Here is a 17,352-nt window from a genome sequence, read left to right on the forward strand (position 1 = left end):
CCCTCCCTTGCAGGCTGGCGTGCGCCCCAGGGGTGTTAACACTGCTGCCAAGCCCTACCGCTTCCACCGCCGTGGCCCGCGCCGCCTCCCCCGCTGAAATCCATTGGAGCGGCAGTCGCCGCGATCGCCAGGCCCTGGCCCAGCGCGCCGACTGGAGCGGTCTCACCGGCCTGGAGCAGCTCTGGCCAGTGCTGGCGGCGCGCCACGGCGATGCCCTGGCCCTGGAGGCTCCCCATGCGGTCACGCCCGAGCAGCTCAGTTACCGCCAGCTGCAGCAGCGCATTGAGCAGGCCGCGGCGGCCTTTGCCGGCCTGGGCGTGGGCGCTGGCGATGTGGTGGCCCTGTTTGCCGAAAACGGTCCCCGCTGGCTGCAGGCCGACCAGGGGCTGATGCGGGCTGGGGCCGCTGATGCGGTGCGGGGCAGCGCCGCTCCTGTGGAGGAGCTGCTCTACATCCTTGAAGATTCCGGCGCTTGCGGCCTGGTGGTGGAGTCGGCGTCCCTGCTGGCCAAGCTGAACCTCTCCCCTGAGGCAAGGGCGCGCTTGCGCTTTGTGGTGCTGTTGGAGGGGGAGCGGGATGGGGGGGCGGAGCCAGGGCCCTGTTTCAGTTGGGGCGAACTGCTCGAGCGCGGGGCGGCGGCGTTGGCCTGCGGCACGCCGGCCCCGCCACCACCGGCTGCTGGGGCCCGCCTCGCCACGATTTTGTACACCTCTGGCACCACGGGGCAGCCCAAGGGCGTGCCCCTGAGCCACGCCAACCTGCTGCACCAGCTGCGCCACCTGGGAGTGGCCGTGGCACCCAAGCCGGGTGACCGGGTGGTGAGCGTGCTGCCGATCTGGCACTCCTATGAGCGCAGCGCTGAGTATTTCCTTCTGGCCTGTGGCTGCCGCCAGACCTACACAACCCTCAAGCAGCTGCGCGCCGACCTGCAGCGGGTAAAGCCCCACTACTTGATCAGCGTGCCGCGCCTGTGGGAGGCCTTGCTCTCTGGCTTTGACGACGCCCTGGCGGCCATGCCGGCCTCGCGCCAGCGGTTACTGGGCGCGGCCCTGGCCAACAGCCGCGCTTTTGGCCGCCGCCGCCGCCAGGCCCTCGATCTCACCCTGCGCCCTGAAGGGGTGTTGTCTCGGTTATGGGCGGCCGGCTTGGCCTTGCTGCGCTGGCCCCTGCACCGGCTGGCGGCGGCCTTGCTTTGGCCGAAGCTGCGCCAGCAGCTGGTGGGCGGCCGCCTGCGCACTGCCATCAGCGGTGGCGGCGCCCTGGCCATGCACGTGGATGGCTTCTTCGAGGCCATCGGCATCGAGCTGCTGGTGGGCTACGGCCTCACCGAAACCAGTCCCGTGCTCACCTGCCGGCGCCGTTGGGCCAACCGCCGCGGCAGCGCCGGCCAGCCCCTGGCGGGCACCAGCCTGCGGATCGTTGATCCCGAATCCGGCGAGCTGCTGGCCCTGGGGCAGCGGGGCCGGGTGCTGGCTCGCGGCCCCCAGGTGATGGCGGGCTACTGGGGCAAGCCGGAGGCCAGCGCAGCCGTGCTTGACGGCGAAGGCTGGTTTGACACCGGCGATCTGGGCCACCTGCTGCCCGATGGCTCCCTGGTGCTCACGGGCCGGGCCAAGGACACGATCGTGCTCAGCAGCGGCGAAAACATTGAGCCCGGCCCCCTCGAGGAGGCCTTGGTGGCCAGCCCCTTGATCGAGCAGGTGCTGGTGGTGGGCCAGGACCGCAAGCAGCTCGGCGCCCTGGTGGTGCCCAAGGAGGCTGCGGAGTCAAGCGATCTGGCCCTGTTGCGGGCTCTGACGCGAGAGTGCAATCGGCTGCTGGCCGCCCGCCCCGGCTCCCGTCCCGACGAACGCCTCTGCGGTGTGGCCTTGGTGGAGCCATTCACCCTCGATAACGGTCTGCTCACCCAGACCCTCAAGCAGCGCCGCGACCGGATTACGGCCCGCGACGCTGCGGCGATTGAGGCGATCTACGCACCCCGCTGACCCTTGTGGGTGCGGTGCGGCGAACCGGCGGTTGACCCCGGTGCGCCCTGCTGACAGCCTGGGCGCTGCTTTGCTCCCCCCATGGCTGACGGCTCCCTCACGATCAAGCGCACTATCACCGTGCGTGCCGTGGTTACTCCCCGTTGGAAGGAGGACGCCGAGCGAGAGCTAAGCAATGCCATCGCCAATGTCGACGCCCAGCTGTCCCAGCTAGAGCAGGAGGGTCAGCAGCTGGTAGACGAAATCCGCCGCCAGAGCGCCAACCCCCTCGACCCCCGGGTGCAGGAGCAGGTGGCTTCAGTGCAGCAGCAGGTGGCGGCAAAGCGCGCCGAGCTTGAGGAGCAGAAGCGTCAGATGCTGGAGCAGCAGCGCCAGGTACGCGAATTGGAAATGGAGCAGATCGTGGAGCAAGGCCAGATCGAGAGCGTCTGCGATGTGCAGGTGGGCGACAACCTGGTTGAGAAGCTGCAGGCGGCTGTGCTGGTGCGCGATGGCGTGATCGAGGCCATCGAAGCCGGCTGATCCCCCTGGCGGGAGCCGCGTAAAATCAGCCCATTACACGGCAGACCTCCGTTGGCCACCCACGAAATCTTCATGCCGGCCCTCTCCTCCACCATGACGGAGGGCAAAATCGTGGAGTGGCTCAAGCAGCCAGGCGACAAGGTTGAGCGCGGGGAGTCCGTGCTGGTCGTCGAATCGGATAAGGCCGATATGGATGTGGAGTCCTTCAACGAGGGCTACCTAGCGGCTGTGTTGATGCCTGCAGGCGGCACGGCGCCGGTGGGCGAAACAATTGGCCTGATCGTCGAAACCGAGGCTGAGATTGCCGAGGTGGCAGCCAAGGCCCCAGCTGCACCTGCTGTCGCCCCAGCACCAGCTGCTGCCCCAGCGCCTGCGGCCGCCACCCCAACTCCTGCTCCCGCAGCACCCGTAACCCAACCTCCTGCCCCGTTGACACCCGCTGCTCCGGCTATTGCTGTGGCGGCTCCGGTGGTGGCTCCCGCGTCGACGGCCAGCGGCCGGGTGGTGGCCTCGCCGCGGGCCAAGAAGCTTGCCTCCCAATTGGGTGTCGATCTGGGTGCCCTGCGCGGCAGCGGTCCCCACGGCCGCGTCCAGGCGGAAGACGTGATGGCTGCCACCGGTCAGCCGATCACGGTGCCGCGGGTTGCCGAGGGTTCAGGCCCCGCCTCCGCACCTGCAGTTGGCAATGGTGCAGCCGCGCCTGCCCCAGCTCCCGCCGGCGATGCCTTCGGCCGGCCCGGCGAGAGCGTGGGTTTCAACACGCTGCAAAACGCGGTTAACCGCAACATGGTCGCCAGCCTGGCGGTGCCCTGTTTCCGGGTGGGATACACAATCACCACCACCAAGCTCGACGCTTTCTACAAGCAGGTGAAGCCCAAGGGCGTCACGATGACCGCCCTGCTCGCCAAGGCCGTGGGCGTGGTGCTGGCCCGCCATCCCCAGGTAAACGCCGCCACCAGCGCCGATGGCAGTGCCATGGCTTTCCCCGCATCAGTGAATGTGGCCGTGGCCGTAGCCATGGAAGACGGCGGTCTGATCACCCCGGTGCTGGCCAACGCCGACAAGACCGATATCTATGCCATGGCCCGCAACTGGGCCGATCTGGTGGCGCGGGCCCGCAGCAAGCAGCTCCAACCCGAGGAATACAGCACCGGCACCTTCACCCTCTCCAACCTGGGCATGTTTGGTGTGGATCGCTTCGATGCAATCCTGCCCCCAGGCACCGGCGCCATCCTGGCGGTGGCCGCCTCCCGGCCCGCTGTGGTGGCAGGTAAAGACGGCTCGATTCGGGTGGCCAATCAAATGCAGGTGAATCTCACCTGCGACCACCGCACCATTTACGGCGCCCAAGCCGCCGCCTTCCTCAAGGATTTAGCTCAGCTGATCGAGACCAACCCCGAAAGCCTCGCTTTTTAAGCCGGCCATGGGTGGCGCTCCCGAGCAGCTCGATCTACGGCTCTCCAGCTACGACTTCCATCTGCCAGAGGAGCGCATCGCCCAGCGTCCCGTTGAGCCGCGCCATGCGGCGAGGCTGCTGGTGGTGGAGCGAGGGGAGGCTAGTCCTGCGCCCCAGGCTCGTCATTTGAGTGTCTGGGACCTGCAGCAAGAGCTGCGGCCCGGCGACCTACTGGTGGTAAATAACACCCGGGTGCTTCGGGCCCGCTTGGAGGCGCGCCGGCCCAGTGGCGGGGCAGTCGAGCTGCTGGTGCTCGAGCCTTGGCATGGCGGGCCGGCCCAGTGGCTTTGCTTGGCTAAACCCGCCAAGAAGCTCAAGCCTGGTGATTGGCTCGAGGTGGTGGCCGAAGGCCAGCCGCCGCTGCCGTTGCAGGTGCTTGGCAGCGACCCCGCTACGGGCGGGCGGATTGTGCAGTTTCCGGTGGAGTGCGCCGATGCGGCCGCATTGGAGCCGCTGCTGGTGCAGTACGGCGCTATCCCCCTGCCGCCCTATATCCACGAGCACGACGCCAGCGACAACGAGCGCTATCAGACCCGCTACGCCTCCCGGCCGGGAGCCGTAGCTGCCCCAACGGCGGGGCTGCATCTCAGCGACGAACTGCTGGCGGCGGTCCGCGCTCGAGGTGTAGAGCTGGCCACCACCACGCTGCACGTGGGCCTGGGCACCTTTCGGCCTGTGGAAACGGAAGACCTAAGCCAACTCCAGCTGCACAGTGAGTGGGTGGAGGTGACCCCAGAGCTGGTGGCGGCGGTGGCCGCCTGCCGCGCCCGGGGCGGCCGGGTGATAGCCATCGGCACCACCTCGGTGCGCAGCCTCGAGGCGGTGGCCCAGCTGCATGGCGGTGAGCTGCGGCCCCATACGGGGCCGGTGAATTTGGTAATTCAGCCGGGCTACAGGTTTGCCGTGGTGCAGGGGCTGCTAACCAACTTCCACCTGCCTAAGAGCTCCTTGTTGCTACTGGTGAGTGCCCTGCTAGGCCGCGAGCGCCTTTTGGTTCTTTATGCCGAGGCGATTGAGCGCCAGTACCGCTTTTTTTCCTATGGCGATGCCATGTGGATTGCGCCGGAAGTAGTGCTCAGCTCAGCAAGGCCATAAAAAAGCCCCCGGATTCGCCGGGGGCTGAGCTCGCAGCAAGGAATTGCTGCTACGGGGGTGCGACTCAGGCGGCGGCCAGATTGGCGGCTACGAAGTCCCAGTTCACCAGCTTCTCGAGGAAGGTGGTCATGTAGTCGGGACGGCGGTTCTGGTAGTCGAGGTAGTAGGCGTGCTCCCACACATCCATGGTGAGCAGGGCCTTCTGGCCGTGGGCCAGGGGTAGGTCGGCGTTCGCGGTCTTGGTGACTTTCAGGGTGCCACCATCGAGCACCAGCCAGGCCCAGCCGCTACCGAACTGGGTGGCACCGGCGGTTTTGAACTGCTCGACGAAGGCCTCGTAGCTGCCGAAATCAGCATTGATCTTGTCGGCCAGGGCGCCGGTGGGCTGGCCACCACCACCAGGCTTCATGCACTGCCAATAGAAACTGTGGTTCCACACCTGGGCTGCGTTATTGAAAACGCCAGCCTTGCCAGCATCACCAGCCACTGCGGTGATGGTGTCTTCCAGGCTCTTGGCCTCAAGGTCGGTGCCAGCCACAAGGTTGTTGAGGTTGGTCACGTAGGCAGCGTGGTGCTTGCCGTGGTGAAACTCCAGGGTGGAGCGGGAGATGTTGGGCTCGAGCGCATCGAGGCCGTAGGGCAGCGCGGGCAGCGTGTGAGCCATGGAGAGGGAAAAGACGACGGGTTGGGCAGGAGGGGCGGCGCGCCAGCATCCAGCCAGAGCGCCCATCCTAACGATCCCCGCCCGCAGCTCAGCCGCCGATGCGCAACAGCTCCACCTCAAAAGTGAGGGTGGCGTTGGGGGGGATAACGCCGCCAGCGCCCCGATCGCCGTAGGCCAGATCGGGTGGAATCACCAGCTTGCGCTTGCCGCCCACCTTCATGCCAGCCACACCCTCATCCCAGCCCTGGATCACCCGGCCGCCGCCAAGGGGAAAGGAGAAGGGACCGCGGCCGTAGCTGCTGTCGAATTCCGTGCCGTTGGCCAGGGTGCCCCGGTAGTTCACGGACACGGTCTGGCCGGCGATGGCTTCAGCGCCGTCGCCGACTACCAAGTCGGTGATGCGCAGGCCGCTGGGGGTGGTGCGCTCTTTTGGAGCGTTGAGTTCACCGCCGAGGCCGCTGGCCTGGGCGATCTCAGCGCCGCTGGTTTGATCGTTTTCGCTGGCCATCACAAAAAGGGTGGGGTTGGGGTCGTCGGGGTCGAGCTCGAAGCTGCTGCTCACGGCTGGCCGCGCTTGGGCTGAAAACAGGGAGGCCATGGCTTGGCCACCGGCGCTGGCCGCATCAACTCTGGCCGCGTCAACCACGGTGGGATTGACCAGCTGGCTCACCAGAGCCAGCAGCAGACAGGCCACGCAGACAGCGGAGCTGATCAGGATGTCGCGCATGGGACTCCAAGTACTCGACTGATTCTGACGGGCAGACGGATAGCCAGGGCTGATCAGTCGGGAATTTCGATCTCGCCAGGCATTTCATTGCCTGGGCGCTGACGCAGGCTGCGTTCAAGCCGGTCGAGTCGGCCCCGCAGCTCATCAAGTTCGCGCTGACGGGCCAGGCCTAGGTCTTGCAGGAGCTGGTCTTTATTGCGCTCCAGCTGGCGTTCGGCCTGCTGCTCTAGCTCGGGGGTTTCGCCCCGCAGGGCTTTGAGCACGTCGTCGACGAGGGCTGGAGCCTGGCTGGGATCGAGCTTGCCGCTGCGCACCCAGGCCTGGGTCACGCTGCGCAACCGCTCTGACACCAACGAGGTGGTGCCGAGGCCGCGCAGCAGCAGTTGTTGGAGGGGGTTGTTCGGATCCATGGCGGCTTGATTCCCCAGACACCCTGGCGCTTCCTACGCTTGCTTGCCATGGGCAATGACCGGCTGGGGAGGTGGTGGCTGGCTCTGGCCTCGGGGCTGCTGGCCGGACTGGCGCTGCCGCCTCTGGGCCTGCCTCCCCTGCTCTGGCTGGCCCTGGTGCCCCTGTGGGCCCTGGCTGGCTCAGCCCTCGGCGCTTGGGGTGGGGCCCTATGGGGCGCCGCCGCCGTGCTGGTGAGTCACCGCTGGTTGCTGGGTCTCCATCCCCTCGATTGGATCGGCGTACCGGGCCCCTTGAGCCTGCCCCTGGCCCTGCTGTTGCTGTTGCTGTGTGCCCTGGCGGGAGCACTGCTGGTGGCCATCTGGGTGCTGCTAGCGCGGCGCCTGGACCCGCGCCGCGTCAGCAGCGCCCTGCTGCTAGCCGCTGGCTGGGGGCTGATTGAGGTGCTGCTGGCTAAAGGGCCTTTGTTTTGGCTGGGGCTGGGGGCTGCTGCCCTACCCGGCGATCGCCCCTTGGCGGGATTGGCTGCCTTTGGCGGTAGCGGATTACTGGCAGCGGTGCAGTTGCTGCTGGGCTGGTGCCTCTGGCGCTGCTGCACCGCCCCCCAGCGCCGCCGCTGGCTGGTGGTTACAACCGCAGCGGTGCTGCTCAGCCACGGCGCTGGTGCTGCTGCCTTAGCGGCCATGCCCCTGCGGGGGGAGGGCGGCAGCGAGAGAGTGCTGGTGCTGCAGCCGGCGATTCCCACCCGCCGCAAGTTTCAGTGGGACCAGCAGCAGCGGCTGCAGCAGCGCCTGGCGGCCGCGCTGGCGGAGGCGGCCCAGCGCTCGGTGGATGTGGTCGTGCTGCCGGAGGGGGCCCTTGGCCTTGAGCCCCAGCTGGCGGAGCCGGTGCCGGTGGAGCTGATCAGCGGCGGCTTCCGCTGGCAGGAGGTGGCGGGGGAGCCCGAGCAGCGCAGCGCCCTGTTGCGCCTGGCGGCAGGGGAAAGTCAGGCGAGTAGCTGGCTCGATAAGCATCGGCTGGTGCCCTTGGGGGAATGGGTGCCCTTAGCCGACCTGGCTCGCTGGAGCGGCCTTTCGGCCGTGGGGGGCCTGCAGCCAGGAGCGCCGTCGCGGTTGCTGCTGCGGCCATCTGGCGCCATCGGCGGGGCAATTTGCTACGAACTATCCGATGGGTCCTCCCTGGCTGCCGCCGCCCGCGACGGAGCCGGCTGGCTGCTGGCCAGCGCCAACCTTGATCCCTACCCTCTGCTACTCCAGCAGCAGTTTCAGGCCCTGGCCCAGCTGCGGGCCATCGAAACGGGCCGCTGGCTGGTGAGTGCCGCCAACACGGGGCCCAGCCTGCTGGTGAATAGCCGCGGCATGCCCGTGGCTTCGCTGCCTTCCGGGCGGGCCGCCACCGGAGTGTTTACTGTTCCTCGCCTGCAGGCCCCCAGCCCCTACGACCGCTGGGGAGAGCTTCCCTTGCTACTGGTGCTGGTGGGGGTGGCTTGGCGCAGATGGGGCTGAGGGATCACCTGCTTCGGCGTAACTGCCGGAGCCGCCCCAGGGTGCAGGCGTAGACAGCCAGCAGCACCGCAAACGGCAACACCACCACGCCCAAGCTGCCGTGGATGTCAATCCAGTCGCCCGGCAGCTGCAGTGGAAGCCGCCCCCAGCGTCCGTCATAACGGCTGTAAACCACCACGCTCGTTAGCCAGCAACCCAGCACGGCCAGGGCGCTGCAGCCATGCAGGGCGCGCAGCAGGGAGGGTTGATAAGGACCCTTTTTTGGAGAACCGTGATTAACGGAGCCTTCTTTTGAGGGGCTGGGCCTCACAGGAGCGCTGCTCATTGTTTTTTTGGGATTGCCGCCCTATCCCGCAGCCGGTGGCACAAAAACATCCCAATGGTGTGGCCAAGGGCGACCAAGGCAACCCCACCTGCGAGGCTCGCCAGCAGCAACAGAGCGCTTTCCCCTGGTTTGCCGGCCTGCAGGGCTCTTGCCAGGTCCAACATCCAGGTGCAGAAGGTGGTGAGGGCCCCGCAGAAGCCGATGCCTGCCAACAGCATCAGCCTTTTGCGCTGGCTGGCTTGGGCCAAAACCAACCCAAGCAGTAGGCAGCCCAGCATGTTGGCGATCACATCGGCCTCCAGCTGCCAGCGCAGTAAGGCGCCGGGGATGGCGCCGCCGGCCACGAGGGCCAGGTCGCGCAAATCTCCCTTCAGGCTGCGGCTTGGGATGGTGCTCACGGCTGAGCGCCCAGGCTGAGGCCCGCCAGCATCGCCAGCAGACCTCCGGTCACCGATCCGCCAGCGAGCACGGCAGCCTCGCGCCAATGCCGCTTGCCCAGCTCGCTCCAGAGCTCGGCGCTGAAGCTAGAGAAGGTGCTGAAACTACCCAGGAAGCCGGTGCCGATCAGAAGCAGTGCTCTGCGGGAAGCTTCGCCGCAGCTCTGCTCTAGGCCCACAATCAGCCCTAGGGCAAAGCAGGCGATCACATTCACCCCAAAGGTGCCCCAGTGCCGGCTGGGCAGCACGGGCTCCAGGTGATCCACCACCCGGAAGCGGAGCCAGGCGCCGGGAACGGCGCCGATCGCCACCAGGAGGGCATCGGCCTCTGATGCTCCTGCGGCCATTGCTGCCCAACAATTCCCTGTCACTCTGCCCCCGGCTGGGCAGCTCAGGGCCTGGTTGCGGAGGGATCAGGTTCTTGGCGGCGGAATAGTCCGTCGAGGTAATGGCGAGCCACGGCCCGGTCTGGGCAGCCGTGCTGGAAGAGGAAGCCGGCCAGGGCTGCCTGCATCAGGCGGTATTGATCCCACTGCGGGTGAACCCGGACAAACTCCCGCATGGCGTCGTACAGCTCCTCAGGGAACTGGTTTTCGACCGAAACAAAGGCGGGGGCGTGGTCCGGGATCTGGAGCATGGCGGCTTCGGCCTGGGTCCCCCATCACCCCACGCCAGGCGCTCATCCGTCAAAGGCTGCCCCGGGAGGCGAGTCCGGCAAGACGCACGGCCACCAGCACCGGCCCATGGGCGCTTTCGGGGTTTGGGGGCTGCGGCCTCAGGCTCGGAAGTGTTGCTTGGAGACGCGTCAAGGGGAGGGCCGTTTTCCCCATCTAGAACCAAAAGGATCAGGGCGAGCGGCCGATATTGAGCCGACGTTCTGTGGAAAAACCTACGCAAAGCTGGGGATAAGGGCGCTTGGTTGGGGAAAAGCCCACTGCTCAGCAGTGGTGATCAATCCAGGGTTGGTCTGCAGGAACCCCTATGGCCGGCCCCGATCGAGCGCAACCTCAGCTTCAAGATCTGTTACGATCATCCTAAGTTTCGTAACCAACGAACATTCATGGCTGAATCCACCACCCGCTTTGGTTTTGTCGCTTTCGCTGAAACCTGGAATGGTCGTCTCGCCATGCTCGGTTTCGTGATCGGACTCGGTACCGAGCTCCTCACCGGCCAAGGAATCCTGGGCCAATTGGGTTTGGGCTGAATCCACTCGGGCTGACCACAACAGCCTTCAGAATTTTTCCGGGCAGTGAAAACTGCCCGGTTTTTTTCTGTTCTTGCAGCCAGACCCTGCTGCTGACGGCTGCCTAGCTGGCAATCGGCTTGGCGGCAATCACCGCCAAGAAGGGATCGCCTTTGCGGCCAAGCCAGCCGAGAGCTCCTGGGGCTGCTGTCTCTTCCGCCACCAGCTCAGGCCTGCCCCAACCCTGGGCCATCAATACCTGGGTCACGTAGGCCAAGTGATCACGGTCGCCGCCGTCGGTCCAGATCTGGGGCGCTTTTTGAAAGAACATCCGGTTGCTGAACGCCACGATCACTTCACCCCTGGGCCGGATCACCCGCAGCAGCTCGGCGGCTACAGCTTCCGGTTGTTGAAGGTATTGCCAGCCGGCCACGATCAGCGCCACATCCACGCTGTCGTTGGCTAGCGGTAGCTGCTGATCAACGTTGAGGTTTTGCACCCAATGGCGATCAAGGCGCGGATTGGCTTTGAGCTCTTCGGCATTGAGGCCATGGCCGATCACCTCCTGATAGGCGATGCCCTCTGGTAGATGGCTCACCCAGCTGCTCATCAGATCCAGCACCACGGCGCAAGGGGGGATGCGCTCTCCATACAGAGAGGTCAGCCGGGCCCGGAAGCTGGCATCGAGGTGCTGGACGAAGCGGGGCTCTGCGTAAAAAAGAGCGTCGTCTGAGCGATCGAGCTTGTAACGGTCGGCTTCATTTAGCACCGGTACGGGCGCAGCCATGGTCAAGGAGTCGAGTGTTTGGAGCAGAATTGGATCATGGCGGAGCTGCAAAACGGCTGCGACTTATCAGATCTGGCTCCTTGGCGCTAGAGTCTGCAAATCTCCTTAACAATTGGATCGTCGCCGCATGTTCACGCTTGAGAAGGCAACCCAGATCTTTCCCGATACAGCTTCAGCTGACGTCGTGCCTGCGATCACGGCCCGCTTTCGCTTGCTGAGCGCCGAGGACCAACTGGCTCTGATCTGGTACGCCTATCTCGAAATGGGCAACACGATCACCGTTGCCGCCCCTGGAGCAGCACGGATGCAGTTTGCCGAGCCTGTGCTCAACCAGATCAAGGCGATGAGCTTCGCTGAGCAGAGCCAGGTGATGTGCGAGCTTGCCAATCGCGCCGATACCCAAATCGGTCGCACCTACGCCTGTTGGTCGGTAAATATCAAGCTGGGCTTCTGGTACCAGTTGGGCGAATGGATGGCCGCCGGTTTTGTTGCTCCGATCCCTGAGGGCTACCAGCTGTCGCCCAACGCTTCTGCCGTGCTCAGCTCAGTGAAAGCTGTCGATCAGGGCCAGCAGATCACCCTGCTACGCAACTTTGTGGTTGATATGGGCTACGACCCCGCCAAAGGCGAGGGACAGCGAGTCATGGAGCCCATTGCCGCTCCCACTCCCCAAGAGCAGCGCAAGCGGGTGTTCATCGAGGGCGTTATCAACCCAACGGTGAACAGCTATATGGACCTGCTGAACGCCAACGACTTTGACAATCTGATCGAACTGTTTCTGCCGGATGGTGCCCTACAGGCCCCTTTCCAGAAGCCAATCGTGGGTCGTGACGCGATCCTGCGCTTCTTCCGTGAAGACTGCCAAAATCTGCAGCTTCTTCCTGAGCGAGGCTTTGCTGAGCCCACAGAAGGCAATTTCACCCAAATCAAGGTGACTGGCAAGGTCCAAACCCCCTGGTTTGGAGCCGGCGTTGGTATGAACGTTGCTTGGCGTTTCCTGCTCAACCCTGACGGCAAGATCTACTTCGTGGCCATCGATCTATTGGCTTCGCCTGCAGATTTGCTGAAATTCGGCCGTTGAGCGTAGCCAGCCGCAAGGGGCTTCTGCTTGCCGCACTGATAATGCTGGGTTGGCTGGCCAGCCTTGCTGGCCTGTTGAGCTGGGATTTAAACGCCACGCAGCTGGCCGGACCACTGGTTTGGCTGGCGATCTTTTTTGGAGTGGTAGGCCGGACCCTGCTTCAAACAGGCCTATTCATCGTTGGTCACGACGCCATGCATGGGGTGTTGTGGCCCCATTGGCGCTATGGCAATGCCTTGCTGGGCAGGATCGCCCTGGGCCTATATGCGGCGCTTCCTTATCAAGCCTGCTGCCGCAACCATCAACACCACCATCTATTCACTGCAAGCTCCGCTGACCCTGATTTCTACGGGGACCCGGCTGCAGGGGCCATTGGTTGGTATGTCCGTTTCATGGCTGGCTATCTCACCTGGGGGCAGATGGGCCGGTTACTTACCGGCTGGACAGTGTTGTCCTTGATCGCCTGCCGCTTGGCTCCAATCGGCTGGCTGAATGTGCTCCTGTTTTGCACCTTGCCCCTGCTGCTCAGCTCGCTGCAGTTGTTTGTTTTCGGCACCTACCTGCCCCACCGAGGCCAGCGTTTGCCCCAGCGTCGCCCCCATGCCGACAGCCTCGAACTGGCCCCCTGGCTCTCCCTACTGGCCTGTTTCCACTTCGGATATCACCGGGAGCACCATGACGCCCCAACGCTTGCCTGGTTTGAACTTCCGGCCCAGCGGCGTAGGTCTCGCAGCAGGCTGAGTCCCCGACTAGCCTCGCTGCTAAGGGAGAGGGCTCAATTCACATGATGGACACAATGCTCGAAGGTTGGACAGACACGGAGCAGGCGGTTGCCCGCGAAGCCTTCGAACGTGCGTACACCAGGGCAGTGCAGAAGCTAGTGGCTCAGGTGCGTGCCAAGGCCGACGAACTTGAATCTGCAGAAACCATATGGCAGCTGCATGATTACTTGAGTATTGAGCGCCACACTATCGAAGGTCGCTTTGATTTCCGCCTTGACGGCATCCTGTTCGTGTTTGCCAGCTTGGTCAAAGACAGCCTGCTGCAGATCGACGAACTGAACGGTCTAGAAGCTGAGAAGCTGGCCAAGATTGTGGCGATGTCCCGCTTTTAGCCCTCAAGTGATTGAGCGGTTGCCCTGATCGGGCATGGGCCTTGGGCTGGGTGGCTCGAAGGCAGGCAACAGGCTGTTAACTCCCAGCATCACGAAGCCAAGGACCCCAAGCAGGGCCAGCAGCCTTAGCAACAAAGGGCGCCCCTGGTCGATGGGCCAGTCGTCTTGGTCCTCCCTTAATGGAGGCAAGGGCTTGCGGTTAGGCATCAGATGTAAAACATCGGCAAGGGCTGCTTTATGGCATCGTGCTCGCGCAGCAGTTGGGCCAGGGTGGTGGCTCTGAGAAGGGCTTCCTTACTGGCTTCCAGTTTTTGCTCTAGAGCTGCAAGCACCAGGAAGGCCGGATCATCTGGTTCTCTTTGCTGTTCCGTGCTGCTGCTGCCTTCCAATGCAGCCACTACATCTGCCACGGTGATGTTGTCTGGATTGAGGGCGAGTTGAAAGCCCCCCCTCGGTCCACGGATGCTGGTTAGCAGTCCGGCCTTGCGCAGGCCGGTGAGCATCTGCTCCAGGTAGCGTTCGGGAATGGCATGGCGCTTGCAGATTTCGCCGGTTTGAACCAAGGCTCCAGAGGCGTAAGCCCCGGCGAGGTCTATGAGGGCGACCAATCCATATTGGATTTTGGCGCTGAAGCCCATGGGCTTGCAATGGTCAACTGCCATTCTGCCAGCCAAACAGCGCTCGGCGGGTCGGAAATCCCAAGGGCTGTCAACTGGTTGCGCCAAAAGCCCCCAAACCAAGAGGAGGCTGGGGGCTTTTCTATAAGACGGCTCATTGGTTGAGAAACCGTCAGCCGGTAGAAAATCGGGCGTTAAGGCCAACCAAGGCAGGCTCGGCGCTCACACACGCCATGCGACTCGGTGGTTCCGTGTGATCAGTTGGTTGGGTGGAAAAGGGTTGGATATGGCCTGATGGTGGATCTGAGTCAAGGGCATCACCTCCAAAGAGCGGAGATTGGTTGGAGCGGAGATCTGGGTAGGCCCATCTCCCCTCAAACTCAAAATAGTCCGAATCAGGGATCTAAGTAGGTTGGCGGGGGGGCCTATTCCCGTACGGCCGCAAGCCCTTTTCCCAGATAGGCTTTAGGGGTTGGGGGAGAAAAGGTAGTGACGAAGCAGGAAGATTTAATTCAACGGGCGTTGTTGGAGTCGGAGCAGCGCTACCGGCGTCTTTTTGAGTCTGCCCAAGATGGCATTTTAATAATTGATGCGTTGACTGGCTTGATTCTTGAGGTTAATCCCTACCTCTGCGATCTACTTGGTTACCCCTCTGCTGAAATTGTGGGCTTGAAGTTGTGGGAGATTGGCGCTTTTGTTGATAAGGGTAAATCGCTTCAGGCTTTTTCTGATCTGCAAGACAAGCTCTATGCTCACTATGACGACATGCCTCTGCTCACGAAGGCCGGAAAGTCGATAGCGGTGGAATTTGTTAGCAATGTCTATTCGGTTGGCGAAGCTATGGTGATTCAGTGCAATATTCGTGATATTTCAGAGCGGAAGCGGGCCGAAGGCCTGCAGCAGGACTATGACAATGCGGTGTTGGCCGGCTTAAGTGGCATCGTTAACGCCCTCACCTCGGTGCTGGAGGCGCGCGACCCCTATACCGCTGGGCATACTCACCGAGTGGCGGATCTTGCCGAGGCGATTGGTCGAGAGCTGCTCCTGGATGCCAGCACCATGGAGGGTTTGCGCATTTCCGCACTTGTGCACGACATTGGCAAAATTGCAATTCCTGCTGAATTGCTGACCAAGCCCACTGCTTTGTCTATTTGGGAAATGGCCCTGATTAAGAGCCATGTGGAGGTGGGCTATGAGGTGCTTAGTGAAATTGATTTTCCCTGGCCCGTGGCTAAGGCGGTGCATCAGCACCACGAGCGGCTCGATGGCAGCGGCTACCTTCAAGGGCTCGAGGGCGACGCCATCATTCTCGAAGCCAGGATTCTGGCGGTGGCCGACACCGTAGAAGCGATGACTACCAACCGTCCCTATCGCTTTGCTAAAGGATTAGTGGAGGCGCTGGAGGTAGTTAGTGCGGGCAAAAATACCCTTTTCGATGGAAATGTGGTGGATGCTTGCCTGGCGCTCTTCCGGGAAAAGGATTACTCCTTCCCCCAATCTTTGGCCCGCCACGGCGGCGGTAATAGCTAATTAGTTGTGAGATGCCCCTAGGCACCTCATCGCTCAAACATCAAAAAACCCAGGAATAGCCTGGGTTTCGGTATGGAGCCAAGCGGATTCGAACCGCTGACCCCCTGCATGCCATGCAGGTGCTCTACCAGCTGAGCTATGGCCCCGATAGGACGCCATGGCAACGGAATGCTGGTCATTCCGCTTGGCTTGTGGCCTTGCCTGACGCTCAATGAGCTTACAACGCCACCTGTTTAGACCTGGCGCCAGACGGCCACTAGCTTGCCCTGCACCGTTACCTGGTCGGCTGGGAGCACGATTGGGGCATAGGCCGGATTGGCTGCTTCCAGGGTCACCGTGGCGCCGCTGCGGTGGAAGTGCTTCAAGGTGGTGCCGCTGCCGGGCACCAGGGCGCTGACAATCGTGCCTGCTTTGAGCCGGCTCGGGTCGCTGACAGGTTCAAGCAGCACCACGTCCCCGTCGGCGATGTGGGCGTCCACCATTGAATCGCCGTTCACGGTGAGGGCAAAAAGGCCGCGGGTATCGAGCACCGGGGCCAGGTCGAGGCGCTCCTGGATGTCGTCGAAGGTTTCAACCAAGCCGCCGGCGGCTACGGCGCCGAGCACTGGGATGCCGCTGGCCATGCCGCCTAGGAGCTGCAGGGTGCGGGCTTGGCCCTCTTGCCAGGTGATCCAGCCCTTCTGCTGCAGGTGGCGCAGACGGCTCTGGATCGGCGCTGGCGAGCGCAGCCCCATCGCTTCCATCATTTGGCGGATCGAGGGGCTGTGGCGGTTGCTGCCGATGTAGTCGCTAAGCCAGTCGTATAGCTCTTGCTGGGCAGAGGAGAGCTCCTGCTGGTCTTGGTTGGCTTGGCTGTGGTTGGTTTTGGTGTGACTGGAGTGGCTGGGGCTGGAATTGGGCACGGACGCTACGTCGCTGATACAGATGTACCGCCTCGCGGCCTGTTTGTCCAGCTCAGGCGCCGCCGAGTAGTGCTACCAGTAGGGCTTGTTGGGCGTGGAGGCGGTTTTCGGCCTGATCAAATATGCGGCTGGAGCTGCCCTCCATGGCGCCGGCGCTGATTTCCAGGCCGCGATAGGCCGGCAGGCAGTGCAGCACGATTGCGCTTGGATCTGCTTCTGCGACCAGCTCTTCGTTTAGGCACCAGCCGGCAAAGGCCCTCTGTCGCTCTGCCTTTTCCTCCTCCTGCCCCATCGATGCCCACACATCTGTGTAAAGGGCGTGGGCGCCGCGTACAGCAGCCACCGGCTCGTGCAGCACCGCCACCTCGGACCCGCGAGCAGCCGCGAGACGTAGTGACTGCTCAAGCACGGCTGCATTGGGTCCAAATCCCACCGGGCAGCCGATGCGCACATTCACCCCGAGCAGGGCGCCGCAGAGCATCAACGAGTGGGCCACGTTGTTGCCGTCGCCCACGTAGCTGAGGGTCAGGCCCTCCACTGCTCCGAAGGCCTCCTGCAGTGTCAGGTAGTCGGCGAGGGCCTGGCAGGGGTGCTCGAGGTCGGTGAGGGCATTGATCACCGGGATCGTGGCCCAGTGGGCGTACTCCTCGAGCTCGCCCTGGCCGAAGGTGCGGATCGCCAGGGCATCTACATAGCGGCTCAGCACCCGCGCCGTATCTGCCACCGGCTCCCCGCGGCCTACCTGGCTCACCTGGGGATTGAGATCGATGGTTTGGCCACCAAGCCTGGCCATGGCCACCGAGAAGCTCACCCGAGTGCGGGTGGAGGCCTTGCTGAAGATCAGCCCGAGGGTTTTGCGGCCTAAATCAACGGGGCTGCGGCCGGCCTTTAGGTCGGACGCCAGCTGCAGCAGGGCCTGGGTCTGTTCGCCGCTGAGGTCGGCCGAGGAGAGCAGGTCCTGCCCGCGCAGCTCTGCAAGGGGCGGATAGGCACTGATGGCAGCCATGGCTCAAC

Annotated in this window: 22 protein-coding genes and 1 tRNA gene; 10 read left to right on the forward strand and 13 right to left on the reverse strand. The window is 63.8% G+C overall.

From position 1 onward, the window contains the following. Positions 1-71: 71 nt before the first annotated feature. The 4 genes from KBY73_RS12945 (at position 72) to queA (ending at position 5,058) form a co-directional block, all read left to right on the forward strand. Entirely contained in the window at positions 72-1,985 is a 1,914-nt protein-coding gene (locus KBY73_RS12945) for an AMP-binding protein (RefSeq protein WP_254937487.1), read from the forward strand. A gap of 81 nt (positions 1,986-2,066) precedes the next feature. Then, entirely contained in the window at positions 2,067-2,507 is a 441-nt protein-coding gene (locus KBY73_RS12950) for a YlqD family protein (RefSeq protein WP_106502263.1), read from the forward strand. A 51-nt stretch (positions 2,508-2,558) separates the two neighbouring features. Then, positions 2,559-3,923, forward strand: coding sequence for a dihydrolipoamide acetyltransferase family protein (locus KBY73_RS12955; protein ID WP_254937488.1), 1,365 nt, complete (start codon positions 2,559-2,561; stop codon positions 3,921-3,923). A 7-nt stretch (positions 3,924-3,930) separates the two neighbouring features. After that, positions 3,931-5,058, forward strand: coding sequence for a tRNA preQ1(34) S-adenosylmethionine ribosyltransferase-isomerase QueA (gene queA / locus KBY73_RS12960; RefSeq protein ID WP_254937489.1), 1,128 nt, complete (start codon positions 3,931-3,933; stop codon positions 5,056-5,058). A gap of 64 nt (positions 5,059-5,122) precedes the next feature. On the opposite strand, the gene KBY73_RS12965 is transcribed toward queA, so the two are convergent. The 3 genes from KBY73_RS12965 to KBY73_RS12975 all read right to left on the reverse strand — a co-directional run bounded on the left by KBY73_RS12965 (position 5,123) and on the right by KBY73_RS12975 (position 6,859). Further along, complete coding sequence (locus KBY73_RS12965) at positions 5,123-5,722, reverse strand: superoxide dismutase (protein WP_254937490.1); 600 nt, start codon at positions 5,720-5,722, stop codon at positions 5,123-5,125. A gap of 88 nt (positions 5,723-5,810) precedes the next feature. Beyond that, positions 5,811-6,449, reverse strand: coding sequence for an FKBP-type peptidyl-prolyl cis-trans isomerase (locus tag KBY73_RS12970; RefSeq protein WP_254937491.1), 639 nt, complete (start codon positions 6,447-6,449; stop codon positions 5,811-5,813). A 53-nt stretch (positions 6,450-6,502) separates the two neighbouring features. Continuing rightward, positions 6,503-6,859, reverse strand: coding sequence for a phasin family protein (locus KBY73_RS12975; protein WP_106502258.1), 357 nt, complete (start codon positions 6,857-6,859; stop codon positions 6,503-6,505). 48 nt (positions 6,860-6,907) lie between these two features. Between KBY73_RS12975 and lnt the strand changes: the two genes are divergently transcribed. After that, positions 6,908-8,362 carry an apolipoprotein N-acyltransferase gene (gene lnt / locus KBY73_RS12980; RefSeq protein WP_254937492.1) on the forward strand — a complete coding sequence of 485 codons (1,455 nt, stop codon included), beginning with the start codon at positions 6,908-6,910 and terminating at the stop codon, positions 8,360-8,362. 4 nt (positions 8,363-8,366) lie between these two features. Here the strand turns inward: lnt and KBY73_RS12985 are convergent, their stop codons facing one another. From KBY73_RS12985 to KBY73_RS13000, 4 genes are read right to left on the reverse strand one after another with little or no spacing between them, the layout of a single operon-like run. Beyond that, positions 8,367-8,687, reverse strand: a complete 321-nt coding sequence (locus KBY73_RS12985) for a hypothetical protein (protein WP_254937493.1) — start codon at positions 8,685-8,687, stop codon at positions 8,367-8,369. Further along, positions 8,684-9,085, reverse strand: a complete 402-nt coding sequence (locus KBY73_RS12990; RefSeq protein ID WP_254937494.1) for a CrcB family protein — start codon at positions 9,083-9,085, stop codon at positions 8,684-8,686. Before KBY73_RS12990 ends, KBY73_RS12985 begins: the two co-directional genes overlap by 4 nt. After that, positions 9,082-9,471, reverse strand: a complete 390-nt coding sequence (locus tag KBY73_RS12995) for a CrcB family protein (RefSeq protein WP_254937495.1) — start codon at positions 9,469-9,471, stop codon at positions 9,082-9,084. Before KBY73_RS12995 ends, KBY73_RS12990 begins: the two co-directional genes overlap by 4 nt. Positions 9,472-9,515: 44 nt before the next feature. After that, positions 9,516-9,761: a DUF2811 domain-containing protein gene (locus KBY73_RS13000; protein ID WP_254937496.1), complete on the reverse strand. Its 246-nt coding sequence runs from the start codon at positions 9,759-9,761 to the stop codon at positions 9,516-9,518. A gap of 423 nt (positions 9,762-10,184) precedes the next feature. Here KBY73_RS13000 and KBY73_RS13005 point away from each other — a divergent pair, with 423 nt between their 5' ends. Further along, entirely contained in the window at positions 10,185-10,328 is a 144-nt protein-coding gene (locus tag KBY73_RS13005) for a chlorophyll a/b-binding protein (RefSeq protein WP_242036302.1), read from the forward strand. A gap of 103 nt (positions 10,329-10,431) precedes the next feature. On the opposite strand, the gene KBY73_RS13010 is transcribed toward KBY73_RS13005, so the two are convergent. Beyond that, positions 10,432-11,094, reverse strand: a complete 663-nt coding sequence (locus KBY73_RS13010; protein ID WP_254937532.1) for a class I SAM-dependent methyltransferase — start codon at positions 11,092-11,094, stop codon at positions 10,432-10,434. A gap of 127 nt (positions 11,095-11,221) precedes the next feature. On the opposite strand from KBY73_RS13010, the gene KBY73_RS13015 reads away from it, so the two are divergent. From KBY73_RS13015 to KBY73_RS13025, 3 genes are read left to right on the forward strand one after another with little or no spacing between them, the layout of a single operon-like run. After that, complete coding sequence (locus tag KBY73_RS13015) at positions 11,222-12,175, forward strand: orange carotenoid-binding protein (RefSeq protein WP_254937497.1); 954 nt, start codon at positions 11,222-11,224, stop codon at positions 12,173-12,175. Next, complete coding sequence (locus KBY73_RS13020; RefSeq protein WP_254937498.1) at positions 12,172-12,963, forward strand: fatty acid desaturase; 792 nt, start codon at positions 12,172-12,174, stop codon at positions 12,961-12,963. The genes KBY73_RS13015 and KBY73_RS13020 overlap by 4 nt, the downstream gene beginning before the upstream one ends. After that, a complete protein-coding gene (locus KBY73_RS13025; protein WP_254937499.1) occupies positions 12,960-13,289 on the forward strand; it encodes a hypothetical protein in 330 nt (109 codons plus the stop codon). The genes KBY73_RS13020 and KBY73_RS13025 overlap by 4 nt, the downstream gene beginning before the upstream one ends. Before the next feature lie 3 nt (positions 13,290-13,292). On the opposite strand, the gene KBY73_RS13030 is transcribed toward KBY73_RS13025, so the two are convergent. Both KBY73_RS13030 and KBY73_RS13035 read right to left on the reverse strand, forming a co-directional pair. Further along, the gene (locus tag KBY73_RS13030) at positions 13,293-13,496 is read right to left on the reverse strand and encodes a hypothetical protein (protein WP_254937500.1); all 204 of its coding nucleotides are present in this window, start codon (positions 13,494-13,496) and stop codon (positions 13,293-13,295) included. Beyond that, positions 13,496-13,951: an Rrf2 family transcriptional regulator gene (locus tag KBY73_RS13035; RefSeq protein ID WP_254937501.1), complete on the reverse strand. Its 456-nt coding sequence runs from the start codon at positions 13,949-13,951 to the stop codon at positions 13,496-13,498. Before KBY73_RS13035 ends, KBY73_RS13030 begins: the two co-directional genes overlap by 1 nt. Positions 13,952-14,395: 444 nt before the next feature. Between KBY73_RS13035 and KBY73_RS13040 the strand changes: the two genes are divergently transcribed. Then, a complete protein-coding gene (locus KBY73_RS13040) occupies positions 14,396-15,436 on the forward strand; it encodes an HD domain-containing phosphohydrolase (protein ID WP_254937502.1) in 1,041 nt (346 codons plus the stop codon). A gap of 73 nt (positions 15,437-15,509) precedes the next feature. Here the strand turns inward: KBY73_RS13040 and KBY73_RS13045 are convergent. The 3 genes from KBY73_RS13045 to argF form a co-directional block, all read right to left on the reverse strand. Further along, positions 15,510-15,582: transfer RNA gene (locus KBY73_RS13045), tRNA-Ala, on the reverse strand. Positions 15,583-15,669: 87 nt separating this feature from the next. Then, positions 15,670-16,338, reverse strand: a complete 669-nt coding sequence (gene lexA / locus KBY73_RS13050) for a transcriptional repressor LexA (RefSeq protein WP_254937503.1) — start codon at positions 16,336-16,338, stop codon at positions 15,670-15,672. 52 nt (positions 16,339-16,390) lie between these two features. Further along, entirely contained in the window at positions 16,391-17,344 is a 954-nt protein-coding gene (gene argF / locus KBY73_RS13055; protein WP_254937504.1) for an ornithine carbamoyltransferase, read from the reverse strand. Between the last annotated feature and the right edge of the window lie 8 nt (positions 17,345-17,352).

Origin of the sequence: Cyanobium sp. Tous-M-B4, from assembly GCF_024345395.1 — a bacterium.
Taxonomy (GTDB): domain Bacteria; phylum Cyanobacteriota; class Cyanobacteriia; order PCC-6307; family Cyanobiaceae; genus Cyanobium_A.

Coding starts and splice junctions, on each gene's coding strand:
- KBY73_RS13000 (WP_254937496.1), bottom strand. CDS start 9,761: ATGCTCCAGATCCCGGACCACGCCCCCGCCTTTGTTTCGGTCGAAAAC.
- KBY73_RS13030 (WP_254937500.1), bottom strand. CDS start 13,496: ATGCCTAACCGCAAGCCCTTGCCTCCATTAAGGGAGGACCAAGACGAC.
- argF (WP_254937504.1), bottom strand. CDS start 17,344: ATGGCTGCCATCAGTGCCTATCCGCCCCTTGCAGAGCTGCGCGGGCAG.
- KBY73_RS12975 (WP_106502258.1), bottom strand. CDS start 6,859: ATGGATCCGAACAACCCCCTCCAACAACTGCTGCTGCGCGGCCTCGGC.
- KBY73_RS13035 (WP_254937501.1), bottom strand. CDS start 13,951: ATGGCAGTTGACCATTGCAAGCCCATGGGCTTCAGCGCCAAAATCCAA.
- KBY73_RS12995 (WP_254937495.1), bottom strand. CDS start 9,471: ATGGCCGCAGGAGCATCAGAGGCCGATGCCCTCCTGGTGGCGATCGGC.
- KBY73_RS12965 (WP_254937490.1), bottom strand. CDS start 5,722: ATGGCTCACACGCTGCCCGCGCTGCCCTACGGCCTCGATGCGCTCGAG.
- KBY73_RS12970 (WP_254937491.1), bottom strand. CDS start 6,449: ATGCGCGACATCCTGATCAGCTCCGCTGTCTGCGTGGCCTGTCTGCTG.
- KBY73_RS13010 (WP_254937532.1), bottom strand. CDS start 11,094: ATGGCTGCGCCCGTACCGGTGCTAAATGAAGCCGACCGTTACAAGCTC.
- KBY73_RS13015 (WP_254937497.1), top strand. CDS start 11,222: ATGTTCACGCTTGAGAAGGCAACCCAGATCTTTCCCGATACAGCTTCA.
- KBY73_RS12950 (WP_106502263.1), top strand. CDS start 2,067: ATGGCTGACGGCTCCCTCACGATCAAGCGCACTATCACCGTGCGTGCC.
- KBY73_RS13005 (WP_242036302.1), top strand. CDS start 10,185: ATGGCTGAATCCACCACCCGCTTTGGTTTTGTCGCTTTCGCTGAAACC.
- KBY73_RS12985 (WP_254937493.1), bottom strand. CDS start 8,687: ATGAGCAGCGCTCCTGTGAGGCCCAGCCCCTCAAAAGAAGGCTCCGTT.
- KBY73_RS13025 (WP_254937499.1), top strand. CDS start 12,960: ATGATGGACACAATGCTCGAAGGTTGGACAGACACGGAGCAGGCGGTT.
- lnt (WP_254937492.1), top strand. CDS start 6,908: ATGGGCAATGACCGGCTGGGGAGGTGGTGGCTGGCTCTGGCCTCGGGG.
- queA (WP_254937489.1), top strand. CDS start 3,931: ATGGGTGGCGCTCCCGAGCAGCTCGATCTACGGCTCTCCAGCTACGAC.